Raw genomic sequence first — 13,619 nt, 5'->3', positions numbered from 1 at the left:
TTCTGTTGCAGCTGCCTCTCTTGGTTCTGATTGTTATGTTAGCGGGTTCGGGTTCAGCAAATCCTTGCTCCTGTCATCGCTGCGGTAAATATGTTCCTGCGCCAGCGCGATTTTTCGATGGCTGTCGGCCAGCGCCACTGAGTGGGTATCAACCGAGTAAAACAACTTTATCAGGCAAAGTGCTGCCACCACCAAAACAACGCTAAGAGGACGCAACGTGAAGCTATCCAGCATCCACGTTAAATCCCTCGCCATCAACGCCTCCAACATCTCAACGACCACCATCAACGGCCAGGAACACTACGTCATTCGTGGTGCGGTCCCGATCGTCGATGACATCGTGATGAATGGTGGCCTGTACCCGGCGGAGGAGATTAACAACAGCTACCAGACGATGGAGCGCAAGTTAATGCCGATCGGCCACCCGATGGTGAACGGCAAATACGTCAGCGCCAACGACCCGCAGGCGGTTAACGATTACTATGCCGGGGCATGGGCTCAGAACGTCAGCAAGGCCAACGACAAGGTCGTGATGGACGTTTACGTCAATAAGGCTGTGGCAGACACCAAGCCTGACGGTAAGCGCCTTATTCAGCGCCTCGACGACATGATTTCCGGCAATAACGCCGACCCGATTCATGTCTCTACCGGTCTGCTGCTGAACAAAGAGCAAAAGGCAGGGGAGTCGAAGCAGAAGAAGTACTCCTGGGTCGCTCACAACATGCAGTTCGACCACATCGCGATCCTGCTCGACGAGCCAGGCGCCGGTACGCCGGATGAAGGTGTCGGCATGTTCGTCAACGCTGACGGGCAAGAGGCGGATGTTGAATCGACGAGCCTCATCGATGCTGCCAACACCCTGAAAGACGGCTGGTGGAACAAAGTTAAGTTCTTCATCAGCAACGCATCAGAGATGTCCTTTGACGACATCTACCAGGCACTGCGCATGTCCATCAAGCAGGACGACAAAAAGTGGCGCTACGTCGTCAGTGTCTGGCCTGACCATTTCGTCTATGAAGAGGATGGCGATAACGCCAAGCCGAAGCTCTTCGACCAGAAGTACCTCATCTCTGACAAGGTCGTAACGCTTGTCGGCGATCCAGTAGAAGTCGTGCGCAAACCAACTGAGTACGAAGTCAAAACCAACGGAGAAACAAACCCGATGAAAGAGAAGATGATCGCCGCGCTCAATGCCGCCGGCGTTAAAACCGAGGGGCTGACCGACGATCAGGTCTGGGATGCCTACAACCAGCAGATGCAGAAGAAAGAAGGTGGCGGCGACCCTGCTCAGGCTCAGATTAACTCTGACGTGATTACTGCTGCAGTTAACGCGGCCATCACGCCGCTGAACGATAAGCTGAGCAAGCTGGAAACTCAGCTGCAGGCGAACGCTGAAAGCGAGCTGAAAACCAAACGTGACGCTGTTAAAGCGAAATTCTCGTTCATGACCGAAGCTGCGATCAACTCGCTGGCTGGCGATGCGCTGAACGACTTGTACTCACAGTGCCAGACCAGCACCGGTCTGAACCCTGCATTCCAGGGGAATGGCGCTCAGAGTGAAATCCTTAACATGGAGGCACCTGAATAATGGCTCTCGCACCTCGTTTTCATACCGTAATCGCTGGCCCGGCCCGTAAGAATGACCCGCAGGTCATTGAAGCAATCATGGCGGCGGCCGTGAAACCCGGCTCACTGGTGATTCTCGACAGCACCGGGAAACTGGCGGTTCACAATGTCGCTGGAGGTGCAGGCGTTGCTCTGGCTCTTCAGCACAACTATATCGGCGGCGGTGATATTCGCGACGCGGTTCCTGCCGGTGATACCGGCGCGGCCATCATGTGCGAAGACGATGTGGATTACCACATGCTGGTCAAAGCAGGCGAAGTGTTGCTGGAAAACGAAGGCCTGGTTTCTGCCGGTGACGGCACGCTTGCCAAGTCAACCACACCAGCTACCGACCAGGTCCTCTTCTATTCACGCGAAAAAATCACCGTTGGCGCTGAAGCTCAGCTCGTGAAAGTTCGCAAATCAGGGAAAGCAACCGCATGAGCATGATCGTATTCAACAAAAAGCTGGTTACTGAATATAACCAGGTAAAGCAGGCGTGGAATCAGCTGCTGATGCAGCGTGAGTCCTTCAACATCAACCAGAACACTATTTCCGCCCAGTATGGCGGCGCACTGGAAGTTAACCAGGCCGCGCTGATTTCCAAAGACTATTGGCGCGAAGTGGACAACATCACCACCCGAGTCTTCCGTAATGACGAAGGCAACGGCCTGCTGGACGATCTGCTCGCTCTCGGTACGCCAATCTCTATCGGCAAGACAGCGGCTCTGTACCGCGTCTCCAGTGACGCTGGCAAGGTTCATCGCACCCTGACCGGACACGTACCGGAAGAGCTGGATAAAGTTATCTACGATGAGGCTGGTGACCCAATCCCGATCTTCAACACCGGCTACAGCCGAGAATGGCGTGAGTGGAACGGCATGCAGTCCGAAAACCTCGATGCAATGGCCGATGACCAGGAAGCGCATGTTGCTGCGATTCGCGCAGATATGGCTGACTACATGCTTTCCGGTGATGCGAAAGTGAAGGTTAAAGGCTATGTTGGCGCTGGTATCACCAATCATGCCAACACTAACCAGGTGGATCTGGGGGCATCCGGTCTGAATATCGACCTGACCACCTCGACACCTGATCAATCAGTGGCCTTCTTCACTGGTCCGTTTGCTAAGCTGCTGGATGATAACTACGTGCAGGAGAAGGTGAAGGTATGGGTGTCTCCAGACATCATGCGCAACCTGAACAGACCGTATTCTAACGCTGCCGGCTTTAAAGAAGGCACCGTGCTGGAATACATCATGCGCTATGGTCGCATTGAGTCTATTAACCAGACCTTCAAATTGACCGGTAACCACTTTGTCGCGTACGTGCGTAACTCGCAGTACATCAAGACGCGAATCGCCGCGCCGGTTGGTACCTTCATGATCCCGCGTCAGAACCCGTTCGACAACTACAACTCTCTGGTCTGGAGTGCTGTCGGTCTGCAGATTAAGCGCGATTTCAACGGTCGTTCTAAAGTGTTCAACGCACAGGGGTAAGGGGCTTCGGCCCCTTTTCTTCAGGAGAGAGCATGAAAAAGTTAAAAGTCGAGAAGACTGGCTGCTGGGGAACGATTAACGGCGTATTCCAGCAACTGCCGGTGGGTCATGAGTTCGTTGCTGTTGCTGTGCCACCGGCTTTCGCTGGCCGTGTATCGGTCGTGGGTGAAGTCGAGGCTCAGGAGCTTGAAGTTGCGACGCCTGGTGCCGAAGATGCTCCTGCAGAGCAGGCAGAGCAGGCAGAGCAGGCAGAGCAGGCAGAGCAGGCAGAGCAGGCAGAGCAGGCAGAGCAGGCAGACGCTACCGCTAAGCCTAAAAAGGGGAAATAACCATGGCGCTTCGTGAGTTCGATAACCCGGCTAAATCCCGAGATGAGCTGGATGAGCAAGCAAAAGGTAAATAACCATGGCTGACCCAATCACAGCGGCAGACGTGCAGGCGTTCCTCGGTGAATTGGGTTACTCCATCCCGGGTGCGCTGCTGGAGCCGATCCTCTGTGTGGTGAACAAGATTATCCCGTGCCTCGATGGTGCGGGGTATGACGATTGCACCGCGAAGCTGATCATGATGTACGCCGCCGCTCTGATGGCTACGTCGTCCGGGGCTCGCCGCATCAAATCGCAGGGTGCGCCGTCCGGCGCGTCCCGCTCGTTTGAATATGGCGACGACAGCATTACCTGGCTGCGCGACTCGCTGGCGAAACTAGATACCAGCGGATGCACCAGTGAGTTGCCAATCAGTGCTGGTAACAGCGTGGGCCTGTTCCTGGTGGTCGGAGGCTGCTGATGACGTGGATATCAGTAAGCGTCAGGCTGCCGAAGTCATTTTATCGTGTGTGGGTAATGACCGACACCGGGCGGGAGACTACTGGCTACGTTAAATCTGACGGCGAGTGGCATATCAACTGTGCTCGCATCCGGGTGACTGGCGCGAAGGTGCTGCGCTGGAAGGAGGGCTGATGTCATCTACTGCTTCATGGTCCTACAACAAGCCGTGCACGATATGGCGCAAGGGTGCAGGTGGCAATGACGAGTGGGGCGATCCTGTCGACCCATACGAACCTCCCGAAACCATCATGTGCGACTACATCGGCGGCCTGTCAGCAAAGCTCGGCTCCATCGGTAAAGAGGTTGTCGTAAAAAACACCTTCTTTACTGCGTTTGCGCTGGCTGATGAGGGCGATTACATCCTGATTGGCTTAAGCACTGAACCAGACCCGGTCGTGGCAGGTGCCGATGAGGTTCGTCACGTAACGCGATGGAACGACACTCTCGACGGCCTGGAAGATGACTGGGCGATAATTACGGGAGTGTAACCATGGGCATCAAGGTGAAAGGTATTAGCGCGGCGAAGAAGCACCTGAACGATGTTATCAACGACGTTAAGGGGCGCAAGGTCATTCGTGCGTTGCAGTCGGCGATGATTCTCATCGGTGCCCGGGCGGCCTATTACACCCCGATCGACACCTCCACGCTGATTAACAGCCAGTTTCGGGAAATCGACGCTGGCGGCGTACTCATCACCGGTCGCATTGGTTACTCGGCTAACTATGCCGCGTACGTTCATGAGGCATCAGGCAAACTGAAAGGCCAGCCGCGCGCGCACTTTGGCGTGACCAGTAATCGCTCATCAGTCGGCCCGCAGAAACCAAAAGAGTTCGGCGGTGGTACTGGCACTGGTAACTACTGGGATCCGCACGGTGAACCGCAATTCCTTACCAAGGGCGCGAATGACGAGCGCGATAACGTTGATGCGGTGATGCGCAAGGAGCTTTCGCTATGACACCCATGATGCACGAGCGGGTGCGCAATATGTTCGGCGATGCCGGGCTAACGGCCGGCTTCACGGTGCAGCAGTTGATGTATGACGACCCGGGCGACTTGTCGAAGGCGATCATGGTATTCAGGCCAAACGGCGGGTCGAATATCCGCACCGATCTCGGGTCTGAATATCACGTCCTGGTAGACGTCGTCGGCGCGAAAGATAAGCGCAAAGACGCGCTCAACGCCGTGCAGCGTATCGTCGATTACGTCCAGACCAATCCCATGGCTGATGAATGTGTCGGCTACATCCAGAACATGGGCGCAATCCCCGCGCCGGTGCTCACAGAAGAAGGACGAATAGTCTTTCGACTCCAGTTCGCTTGCACCTTCGGCGAATAGCTCCCTCAACCAGACAGACCCGCTTCGGCGGGTTTTCTTTTATGCAAATTAAGGAGTTTCAAATGGCTGATTGCCAGAACTCAAATGAACGCCTGTTTGGCGGCGCTATCGTGCTGGAGGTTGCCGATGGCTGCCCGGACGTTAAACCACTTGAGTCTGAGTGGCTGGCGCTGGCCGCTGGCACGTCTAAGGGCTTCGACTTCAACCCGAACTCTGTTACTTCAGACGCAGATGACGGCGGCGGCTATGTCGAAACCATCATCACGAACAGTGACTTCACTATCAGTTTTGAAGGTGAAGTACGTAAGAAAGACAAGCTGGACCAGTACGGCATCGGCAAGTTCGTCACGTATTTTGCTGCGCAACTGAAGGCTAAGAAGCAGCCTGGTATTTGGGTTCGCATGGACTATGGACCGGTTGAATTCATCGGCTACATGAACATCACGGCGCTGAGCTCTGACGGTGGAACCAACGACATCGTCACGTTCTCCACCGAGTTCAAAGTCGGCGATGCAACCACCATCGAAGTGAACGAACTGACTGCTGTAGCAGTGACTGGCGTGACGGTAACTCCGACAACCAGCACCGGCACGGCGGGCGGTACCAGCACCTTCACGGTGAATATCGCACCAACCGGCGCTACCAACAAAGACTTCACTGTAGCGACTACCGACGCCACCAAAGCCACTGCCACGGCATCCGGCAACACCGTTACCGTGACGCGTGTAGCCACCGGCAGCGCGCAGATCATCATCAACACCGAAGACGGAAACTTTGTGGCCGTGCATACGGTTACCGTTACCTAACGGACATTCCAAAGGGCGGCGTGCTGCCCTTGATAATGACCGTTTACTGGAAGGCCTATGACCGCTTTAACCGATATTGGCGAACTCTCTATCAGCGACAGCCGCGAAGGCGGGAAAGATTACCTGCTGCGGCCTTCATTCGAGGCCATGACCAGGATCGGCACTCCCGAAGAGATTGTGCAGGTGTACGCAACCATACACGGCAATGATGTCGCTCAGCTGATTGAGGTGTGCGCAGGCACGCTGGGGCGTTTCCCTGCCTGGTTATCTCCATCATTTAACCGCGCTGCTGAGAAGTTGTTATCAATGTGCATGCTGGTGCTGCAGGCGTGCTGTGATGAGGACCTGACGCCAATGATTGGCGAGTGGAAGGGTTGGCGACACTGCGTTGTATACCGCCCTGGCCAGATGCCGAAGAACGACATCATCGTGCTGGCGCAGCACCTCATGCAGCACGGTGTCGTCGGAAAGGCAAAGGTCCGGCAGTTACAGCGCCACGAAACGGGTGTGAGAACGAACGAATTTAAAGCCTTCGACTACATCAGTGCTGCGCGTAGTCACTTTGAGATGAACCGCGCCGAAGCCTCTCAGTTAACGATGACCGAATTCCAGATGCTGCTGGCGGCGAAATACCCGGACCAGAAAGGCTTCACTCGCGAAGAGTACGACAGTATCGCCGACGAGTACCTGGCTAAACAGGCCGCACGTAGGGCAAAAGCAAAGCAATAACCGGAGAATGATATGGCAGGTGAGAAGAACGCCGGTAGCATCGTGTATGAAATCAGCGCCGACGTTGAGCCGCTGCTGCAGGGCGGGAAACAAGCCATTGACGCTCTGGACAAACTGGATGCTGCGGCCCAGCAGTCAGGCAAGGGAATGGACAACCTCGACCAGAGCGCGTCTCAAACCGGATCCGCATTTACTGAACTGGCCGGTTATGCAAACTCGATGGATAACCAGCTGCGCAAGCTGAATACCAACGTGAGCGGAATTGCCCGCGCAATGGAAGAGGCCCGCAGCGGTACCGGCGGCGCGAGCAGTGAATTCAGCCGTGCCGAATCCATCATCGAGGCGCTGGGCAACCAGTTGGCAGTGTTGGACGAAGCTCAGGAGAATGGCGCGCGTAGTGCCGCAGTCCTGGCTGCACAGTTGCGTGCAGGGTCGAAAGCCACCGACGAAGAGAAGCAGAAGATCGGCGAGCTGACTGGCCGACTGTATGACATGAAGACTGGCGCTGAGGGTGGCGCAAAAGGTACTGGCAGCTGGAAGAGCAGCATGCAGCAGGCTGGATACCAAGTTCAGGACTTCATCGTACAGGTCCAGGGCGGGCAGTCGGCGCTGGTGGCCTTCGCACAGCAGGGTTCGCAACTTGCCGGCGCGTTTGGCCCGGGAGGTGCAGTAGTTGGGGCATTCATTGCGCTGAGCTCCGTGCTGGCTGGCGTCCTGATTACCTCTTTGAATGGCGGCAAGAACGCCATGGACGCACTCAAAGATGCAGCCGAAGCGATGGACAAGGTTATCAACGTCTCTCAGAACGGGGTGGCAGCCTTATCTGATAAATACGCTAATCTGGCAAGGACTAATGCCGAAGCAGCAACCATCCTGAGAAATCAGGCAATGATTGAGTACAACGCTGCCATAGCGAAGATACCTAAATCCATCAACGATGCGTCCAATTCTATCGTTGGATTCACCGACAAACTGAAGACCTCTTTCGTTGGTGGCATTGCGTCCATCGATGAATTCAATAAAAACCTTTCTACCGTCGGTGCAACAGCTGACACTTACTCGGCCGCCATGGAGCAAGCAAGGAATGCCGGAGCTAAGTTCACGGTAAACGCTAACGCTATTCAAAACACCGTAACCACCCTTGCAGATAAGTTCGGTGTTTCTGAGCAGCGGGCTTTCGAGTTAAGCAAGCAACTTTCTGAGGTTGCAAGCAACCCAACACCTGAGGCGTTACAGAAGCTTGTTCTTGAGCTGCAGAATACTGAGAGCTCAACTAAAAATGGTGCCGAGGCAATAAGAACGTTCCTTGGCCCGTTAACAGAACTCGTCAGGGTGGCAGGAGAGGCTCAAATCAATCTCTCCGGGATGAAAAAAGAGGTCGACAACCTTACTTCTGGCCAGAAAAACCTCATCAAGCAGTCAGAGCGCAACCTGGCTCTATCGAAATTGCAGGGCGAGGCCCGCGCGCGGCTGCAGGCACAATATGCAGCCGAAGATGCAGGGTTTGCGAAGGATGATCCGCACGCTAAGCAGATGGAAGATGATGCTGCCGCTACGTACAAGAATACGCAGGCGCAGAAGACACTTCAGTCCGAGCAGAAAAAAGGCGCTTCCCAGGCGGATTCTATTGCTCAGAAACTAGCGAATCTGAAACAGCAGTCAGAACTTGCCGCCGACTCAACCAATAAACTGAGTCGCGAACAGGCGATGCTCAATGCTGAGCAGTCTCTTGGAAAAGGAGCTACTCAAGCGCAGATCGCAGAGGCTCGCCAGTATGCTGCTGCAAAATGGGACACTGCCAACGCCATAAAGGCGCAGGCGGCAGCTGAGAAACTTCTTCCTGAGGCACGCGAGAACGCCAGTTACAGGCAGGATGTAGAGGATCTTAATACCGCTCTGGCTGCGAAGAAAATCAGCCAGGACCAGTTTAATCAGACATCCGAGAGATTGGAGGCTACTCACCAGGCAAACCTGGCAAAAATCCGCGCCCAACAAGCGGTAACTCCACAGCAAGATGCGGTCGGTGGCGTTGACCCTGTTCAGCAACTGGCGAACGAGAACGCCCGCAAGCTAGCGCTCATTCAGGCATTCGAACAGCAGGGGCTTATCACTCATCAGAATGCACTTATGTTGCGCGCTACTGCTGACAGGGAGTACGAGCAGGCTCGCATTTCTGCGCAGTGGGAGATATGGAGAAATCAGAGCCTGGGCAATGAAATGCTCGCCGCTAGCTTTGAATCACTTGCAGGCAATGCTTCCAATGCTTTCACAGGGATCCTGACCGGAAGCATGTCTGCTCAAGAGGCAATGCGATCTCTAGCAAGCAACGCGCTGAATAGCCTCATCAATGGCTTTGTGCAAATGGGTGTTGAGTGGGTTAAATCTGCGATCACTGGTAGTGCTGCTCAAATCGCCGCCACCACAGCAACGACATCGGCTGCAGTCGCAGGTACAGCAACGACTACCGCAGCGAGCGTTTCCTCAGCAGCGGCAACCACCGCGGCATGGACTCCAGCGGCTATCGTCGCATCTATTGGTTCTTTTGGTGGTGCGGCGGCCATTGGTATCGGTGCTGTCATAGCTGCAATGGCGATGGCTGGAGGAATTGCTGGTAAACGCAAGAATGGCGGCCCAGTTTCATCAGGTTCGATGTACCAGGTAGGTGAGGGCGGCATGCCTGAAATTTACCAGGCATCGAATGGTAGCCAGTACATGATTCCAGGGGACAATGGGAAAGTCATCAGCAACAAAGACCTGAATAGTGGGTCTGCAGGAGGAGGTGTGGTTGTGAATATCAATAACTACACCGGTGCCACAGTTGATGCCCAGGCAACACCTGATGGAAAAGGCGGCTGGTCTGTCGATGCGTTTATTTACGACATGGATAATGGCGGCATAGCAAGTCAGGCAATACAGAGAAACTTCACAGCGCCGCGCAAGGCAAGGAGCTAATAATGGCGATCCCATATCCTGACTGGCTCCCGCTGGCGCAAAAAGGAAAAACACCAGCCACAGATACCGGGTTCAGGACTGACCAGCCGACGGTCGGTTCGCCGATATTCCAGAAACTCACCGACGATCTGAAGACGACGTTTTCGTTGACATGGATTTTCAAAACCAGAGACCAGCACCGGGCCTTTATGCAATGGTTACGCAGTCCAAACTATCTCGACAACGGCAACCAGTGGTTCACGATGCCTCTTGGAACCGGGACCGGAGGCACCGGAATTGAGATACAGGAGCTGCATTTCCTTGCATGGCCGACCTGGTCGCAGTCAGGGTCCGTGTTTACCTGGAGCGGCGATGTCGTTGCGCGGAAACTGGTTAACTCTGATGACGAATACGACGACATCATTGTCGAGCTTCCACCGCCGTGGGCGTCATGGCTGGATATTATTGTCACCGGATATCCTGATGAACGGGATCCGGAAAGCATCCCCAGGGTACCGTAATGCCAACACTCAGAGAGTTTCAAAGCCAGCGACCAAACCGGATACTGTACGAAACGATAACGTTCTACAGTCCGGTTTTTGGTTATGTGAGGCTGGTAAATAATCAAATCTTCCCGAAGACGCTCGGTGGCCAGGTGTATACGCCATGCCGCATGGAGCTTACTGAAAGCCAGCAGAGCAATACGCCGATCCTCGACAGTACCGTAAAGTTCAGCCGACTGGCGCAGGATTTCAAGCAAAAGCTGAAACAGTGGAAGGCCTTCGACCGCATCACGCCAATATCTGCCACTTACCAACTGTTTGATGCTGCTGACATGGGGATGGCGATTAAGTCCTGGACGCTGTATGTCAGCGATTGCTCGATGGATGACAAGGACGTTACCTGTCCGCTCACCCGAATAAATCCACTCAACCGCAACGTTGGGCGCCTGTATACCGTCGAAGAGTTCCCGGGGCTGCAGAATGTCTAAAGATGAGTTTGTGTCCCTTGTTACGGGAATGCCGTGGCGAAACCGGGCATGCAGTTTCGAGACGGCAGATTGCTGGGGGCTGGTAGTGCTTTACTACCGTCACGTTCTTGGCATCGAAATACACCAGTCTCCTGACTACGAGTGTGGCCACGATTTCCTAACCTGCTATGACGCTGATGTTGTCTTCTGGAAGCGCTGCGACGTGTTTGCGGAGAACGGCATATTCGTGGCGTGGGTGGGGAGCCAACCGGTTCACGTCGGGCTGATAGTTGATGGTCGCGCACTACACAGCCGCGGGGAAAACGGGCACGTCAGGTCTGACGCCATCAGAACAATTCAAAAACTATTCACCAGAGTCGAGTTTTATTCTTATGCCGATAATCGAAATTCAGCGAGTTCCAGGACTGCCTAAGGACCGGGCTGTCGTAGAGGTCGGTACTGTATTCTCTGAGTGGCTGATGCAGGAAAGCCTGCATAAAGACGTCAGAATAAACGTGAACGGCAGAGAGCTGCAGCCAGATGATGAGCTGGCGTTCAGCCTCCAGGAGTCTGACCGGGTCATCATCTTTGACCAGCCAAAAGGCGGCGGCCTGATAGGGACCATCCTTAACCCACTCGAGCACCTCAACCCGATTAAGTTCACGCAGAAGGTTTTGTCTGGCCTGATGCCAAAGCCTAATGCCGGATCCGCTGCCGCCGGTAACAGCAAGACATCACCAAACAACAGCCTGAAAGGGCAGACGAACATCGCGCGTAACGGAGAAGCGAAGCCGGATAACTTCGGGCAGGTAAGGGCATTCCCGGACCTGATTCAGGAATCGCTTTTTGAGTATGTGAGCAACCTGAAATACGTTACCGAGTTGATGTGCTTTGGCCTTGGCAAGTATGACGTTACGTCAGTTCGATTTTCAGAGTCGAATCTCGGCTCTATGGCTGGCGCCAGCTACACGATTTATCAGCCTGGAGAAACCATCCCAACAATTCAGGAAGGGTACCAGTTTGATGACGTTGATGGTCAGGAATTGCCAGGCCCTAACGAAAGTGATGAGCTACCGGTTGAAACGGCAACTGCCAATACAGTAATCAGCGGTAATTATACTGGTGGTCAGATATCGATGAAGATCGTCAAGCAGGCGGAATTTGATTTTTTCAAAGACCTGCCGCGGCCTTCACCAGTTAAGTTCATTATCAACATCACGTATTCGACTACTGAGGGGGCGGTTACACAGGATGTGACCCTCAGCGCCAACCTCATCAACTGCATTGAAAGTGATGATGGTGCGGTGATAAACCCAGTTCAATATTACGAGTTCATCTTTGACCAACTGAATGGCCCTGGCATCCCTATTGATACCGCGACGATAAACACGACCAAATTTATCCTGATGCAGAATTCTGGCGTTACCGTCGGTCCGTTTTTCTCTCCGCTTCCGGCAGAACAGCTATGGATACACACGCAGTCCAGGCTCGGTCCGGAGGATTACACCGACTGGAAGGTGGTTATCTGGAAAGTTGATGATGATAATAATCAGATCCCCGGTACGATGCAGGAGTTCGTCTACCACGTCCAGAATCCGCGAGATGATCTGTCAGATACCTTTTACCAGACAGATAAAATCATTCCGACGGCTGGGGTTGGCCGATATTCCATTTCCCTTACCAGGACGAACAACAGTCACGACAGGAGCGTGCTGCAGCTGGAAGAGATTCATTCGGTGAACATCCGTAATAACGTCGTGTATCCGGACGATACGCTCGTGACCGTAAAGGTGAGGGCCACCGAGAACGCGACCAGCGGTCGTGAGAGAAAGTACAATGCGCTCATCACGCGGCACGTTATCAGCTACAACGTAGCGACGCAGCAGGTTGATTACACCATCAGGCCATCGCGCAAGTTTGCAGATATCGCGCTGCACAACTGGTTGGTGGTCGGTAAGCAGCCAGAGGACACGATCGACATTTATGGGTTGTACCAGATTCAGGCAGAGCTAGATGCTATTGACCCGCGCCTGGGTTACTTCGACTACACCTTCGATGACGAGGATATCTCACTGGGCTCGCGCATGGAGTCCATTTGCGATGCGGCCAGCGTGTCGGTTTACGATGATAATGGCGTGCTTTCGTTCACGCGTGACAGCAAAAAGGCATCGCCGGCTACAATCTTCAACCGGTCAAATACGAAGCCAGACGGGTATTCACTGTCTTACGACATGACGCTTCCAGGAGGCTTTGACGGCGTGGAGGTTCAGTATCGTAATCCTGACACCAACAAACAGGACTACGTGAGATACCGGGTAGATGGAAACAGCATTGTTGAAGGTCAGCCTACAAAGGCGAAAAAGTTCGAGCTGTTGTATATCAGGAATCGTTTCCAGGCTAATGAGCGCGCCTTGCGTGAGTGCCGCCGACTTATCTATTCCCGCATGACGATGTCTGTCACAGCGCTAGCTGACGGAGAATGGGTGAATATCGGGGACATGGTCCAGGTGCCGGACACCTACGATACTAACCAGCAGGCTGGCTACATCGTGTCGCGTACCGGTAATGATTTTGAAACCAGTGAGAGGATCACCTTCTCCGGATCGATGTTCGTTCAGATAACCGACTCGATGGGGGCGACTACGGCGCGCTATCCAGAATCCCCGCGCGCAGACACACCGTACGGATTTACAGCTGCAATTCCCGCCGTCACTCTCAACCTTTATGACGGCCTCGACGTTCAGTCACCTTCGCGATACGCAATTGCTACTTCGGAGGAGCTTGACTCTGGGCGATGGACTGTCACAGCCAAGCAACCAGATGGAAAGGGTAGTACCGCATTAACCCTCGCTGAGTACAGCGACAAGATCTACGAATAGACCACCAACTTTCACAGCACAACCCGGCGCTATGGCCGGTT

At 54.2% G+C, this 13,619-nt stretch carries 17 protein-coding genes; 16 read left to right on the top strand and 1 reads right to left on the bottom strand.

What is annotated here, in order from left to right; all coding sequences use genetic code 11:
* Positions 1–33 precede the first annotated feature (33 nt).
* On the bottom strand, positions 34–234 hold the full coding sequence (locus OGX92_RS21995) for a hypothetical protein (protein ID WP_286587062.1): 201 nt from the start codon (positions 232–234) through the stop codon (positions 34–36).
* On the opposite strand from OGX92_RS21995, the gene OGX92_RS21990 reads away from it, so the two are divergent.
* The 16 genes from OGX92_RS21990 to OGX92_RS21915 all read left to right on the top strand — a co-directional run bounded on the left by OGX92_RS21990 (position 218) and on the right by OGX92_RS21915 (position 13,578).
* Positions 218–1,588 carry a DUF2213 domain-containing protein gene (locus OGX92_RS21990; protein ID WP_286587061.1) on the top strand — a complete coding sequence of 457 codons (1,371 nt, stop codon included), beginning with the start codon at positions 218–220 and terminating at the stop codon, positions 1,586–1,588. The two genes, OGX92_RS21995 and OGX92_RS21990, sit on opposite strands and share 17 nt — an antisense overlap.
* Positions 1,588–2,049 (top strand): hypothetical protein, encoded by a 462-nt coding sequence (locus tag OGX92_RS21985; RefSeq protein WP_286587060.1) that lies wholly within the window; start codon positions 1,588–1,590, stop codon positions 2,047–2,049. Before OGX92_RS21990 ends, OGX92_RS21985 begins: the two co-directional genes overlap by 1 nt.
* Positions 2,046–3,101, top strand: coding sequence for a major capsid protein (locus tag OGX92_RS21980; protein WP_286587059.1), 1,056 nt, complete (start codon positions 2,046–2,048; stop codon positions 3,099–3,101). Before OGX92_RS21985 ends, OGX92_RS21980 begins: the two co-directional genes overlap by 4 nt.
* Positions 3,102–3,133: 32 nt before the next feature.
* The gene (locus OGX92_RS21975) at positions 3,134–3,430 is read left to right on the top strand and encodes a hypothetical protein (RefSeq protein ID WP_286587057.1); all 297 of its coding nucleotides are present in this window, start codon (positions 3,134–3,136) and stop codon (positions 3,428–3,430) included.
* Positions 3,431–3,506: 76 nt separating this feature from the next.
* Positions 3,507–3,887 (top strand): DUF7370 family protein, encoded by a 381-nt coding sequence (locus tag OGX92_RS21970; RefSeq protein WP_286587056.1) that lies wholly within the window; start codon positions 3,507–3,509, stop codon positions 3,885–3,887.
* Entirely contained in the window at positions 3,887–4,060 is a 174-nt protein-coding gene (locus OGX92_RS21965) for a hypothetical protein (RefSeq protein WP_286587054.1), read from the top strand. Before OGX92_RS21970 ends, OGX92_RS21965 begins: the two co-directional genes overlap by 1 nt.
* Positions 4,060–4,416: a hypothetical protein gene (locus tag OGX92_RS21960; RefSeq protein WP_286587053.1), complete on the top strand. Its 357-nt coding sequence runs from the start codon at positions 4,060–4,062 to the stop codon at positions 4,414–4,416. Before OGX92_RS21965 ends, OGX92_RS21960 begins: the two co-directional genes overlap by 1 nt.
* Before the next feature lie 2 nt (positions 4,417–4,418).
* Entirely contained in the window at positions 4,419–4,883 is a 465-nt protein-coding gene (locus OGX92_RS21955) for an HK97 gp10 family phage protein (protein ID WP_286587052.1), read from the top strand.
* Positions 4,880–5,263, top strand: coding sequence for a phage tail termination protein (locus OGX92_RS21950; RefSeq protein ID WP_286587051.1), 384 nt, complete (start codon positions 4,880–4,882; stop codon positions 5,261–5,263). The genes OGX92_RS21955 and OGX92_RS21950 overlap by 4 nt, the downstream gene beginning before the upstream one ends.
* Before the next feature lie 62 nt (positions 5,264–5,325).
* Complete coding sequence (locus OGX92_RS21945) at positions 5,326–6,069, top strand: Ig-like domain-containing protein (protein WP_286587050.1); 744 nt, start codon at positions 5,326–5,328, stop codon at positions 6,067–6,069.
* 57 nt (positions 6,070–6,126) lie between these two features.
* Positions 6,127–6,798, top strand: coding sequence for a DUF6246 family protein (locus tag OGX92_RS21940; protein ID WP_286587049.1), 672 nt, complete (start codon positions 6,127–6,129; stop codon positions 6,796–6,798).
* 12 nt (positions 6,799–6,810) lie between these two features.
* A complete protein-coding gene (locus tag OGX92_RS21935) occupies positions 6,811–9,750 on the top strand; it encodes a tail protein (tape measure) (protein WP_286587048.1) in 2,940 nt (979 codons plus the stop codon).
* A complete protein-coding gene (locus OGX92_RS21930) occupies positions 9,750–10,250 on the top strand; it encodes a hypothetical protein (protein WP_286587142.1) in 501 nt (166 codons plus the stop codon). Before OGX92_RS21935 ends, OGX92_RS21930 begins: the two co-directional genes overlap by 1 nt.
* Positions 10,250–10,720: a hypothetical protein gene (locus OGX92_RS21925; protein ID WP_286587047.1), complete on the top strand. Its 471-nt coding sequence runs from the start codon at positions 10,250–10,252 to the stop codon at positions 10,718–10,720. The genes OGX92_RS21930 and OGX92_RS21925 overlap by 1 nt, the downstream gene beginning before the upstream one ends.
* Positions 10,713–11,132 (top strand): NlpC/P60 family protein, encoded by a 420-nt coding sequence (locus OGX92_RS21920; RefSeq protein ID WP_286587046.1) that lies wholly within the window; start codon positions 10,713–10,715, stop codon positions 11,130–11,132. The genes OGX92_RS21925 and OGX92_RS21920 overlap by 8 nt, the downstream gene beginning before the upstream one ends.
* The gene (locus tag OGX92_RS21915) at positions 11,092–13,578 is read left to right on the top strand and encodes a host specificity factor TipJ family phage tail protein (RefSeq protein WP_286587045.1); all 2,487 of its coding nucleotides are present in this window, start codon (positions 11,092–11,094) and stop codon (positions 13,576–13,578) included. The genes OGX92_RS21920 and OGX92_RS21915 overlap by 41 nt, the downstream gene beginning before the upstream one ends.
* Positions 13,579–13,619 lie beyond the last annotated feature (41 nt).

It is taken from the genome of Citrobacter sp. Cpo089 (assembly GCF_030332695.1).
GTDB lineage: Bacteria > Pseudomonadota > Gammaproteobacteria > Enterobacterales > Enterobacteriaceae > Citrobacter > Citrobacter portucalensis.
The sequence above is the reverse complement of the archived record's forward strand: the minus strand, read 5'-3'. Positions and strand labels throughout refer to the sequence as shown.

What these genes read in the sequence shown, in the direction of transcription:
- OGX92_RS21955 (WP_286587052.1), top strand. Translation starts at nt 4,419, where the DNA reads ATGGGCATCAAGGTGAAAGGTATTAGCGCGGCGAAGAAGCACCTGAAC.
- OGX92_RS21965 (WP_286587054.1), top strand. Translation starts at nt 3,887, where the DNA reads ATGACGTGGATATCAGTAAGCGTCAGGCTGCCGAAGTCATTTTATCGT.
- OGX92_RS21925 (WP_286587047.1), top strand. Translation starts at nt 10,250, where the DNA reads ATGCCAACACTCAGAGAGTTTCAAAGCCAGCGACCAAACCGGATACTG.
- OGX92_RS21920 (WP_286587046.1), top strand. Translation starts at nt 10,713, where the DNA reads ATGTCTAAAGATGAGTTTGTGTCCCTTGTTACGGGAATGCCGTGGCGA.
- OGX92_RS21915 (WP_286587045.1), top strand. Translation starts at nt 11,092, where the DNA reads ATGCCGATAATCGAAATTCAGCGAGTTCCAGGACTGCCTAAGGACCGG.
- OGX92_RS21975 (WP_286587057.1), top strand. Translation starts at nt 3,134, where the DNA reads ATGAAAAAGTTAAAAGTCGAGAAGACTGGCTGCTGGGGAACGATTAAC.
- OGX92_RS21960 (WP_286587053.1), top strand. Translation starts at nt 4,060, where the DNA reads ATGTCATCTACTGCTTCATGGTCCTACAACAAGCCGTGCACGATATGG.
- OGX92_RS21945 (WP_286587050.1), top strand. Translation starts at nt 5,326, where the DNA reads ATGGCTGATTGCCAGAACTCAAATGAACGCCTGTTTGGCGGCGCTATC.
- OGX92_RS21980 (WP_286587059.1), top strand. Translation starts at nt 2,046, where the DNA reads ATGAGCATGATCGTATTCAACAAAAAGCTGGTTACTGAATATAACCAG.
- OGX92_RS21995 (WP_286587062.1), bottom strand. Translation starts at nt 234, where the DNA reads ATGCTGGATAGCTTCACGTTGCGTCCTCTTAGCGTTGTTTTGGTGGTG.
- OGX92_RS21940 (WP_286587049.1), top strand. Translation starts at nt 6,127, where the DNA reads ATGACCGCTTTAACCGATATTGGCGAACTCTCTATCAGCGACAGCCGC.
- OGX92_RS21935 (WP_286587048.1), top strand. Translation starts at nt 6,811, where the DNA reads ATGGCAGGTGAGAAGAACGCCGGTAGCATCGTGTATGAAATCAGCGCC.
- OGX92_RS21950 (WP_286587051.1), top strand. Translation starts at nt 4,880, where the DNA reads ATGACACCCATGATGCACGAGCGGGTGCGCAATATGTTCGGCGATGCC.
- OGX92_RS21970 (WP_286587056.1), top strand. Translation starts at nt 3,507, where the DNA reads ATGGCTGACCCAATCACAGCGGCAGACGTGCAGGCGTTCCTCGGTGAA.
- OGX92_RS21985 (WP_286587060.1), top strand. Translation starts at nt 1,588, where the DNA reads ATGGCTCTCGCACCTCGTTTTCATACCGTAATCGCTGGCCCGGCCCGT.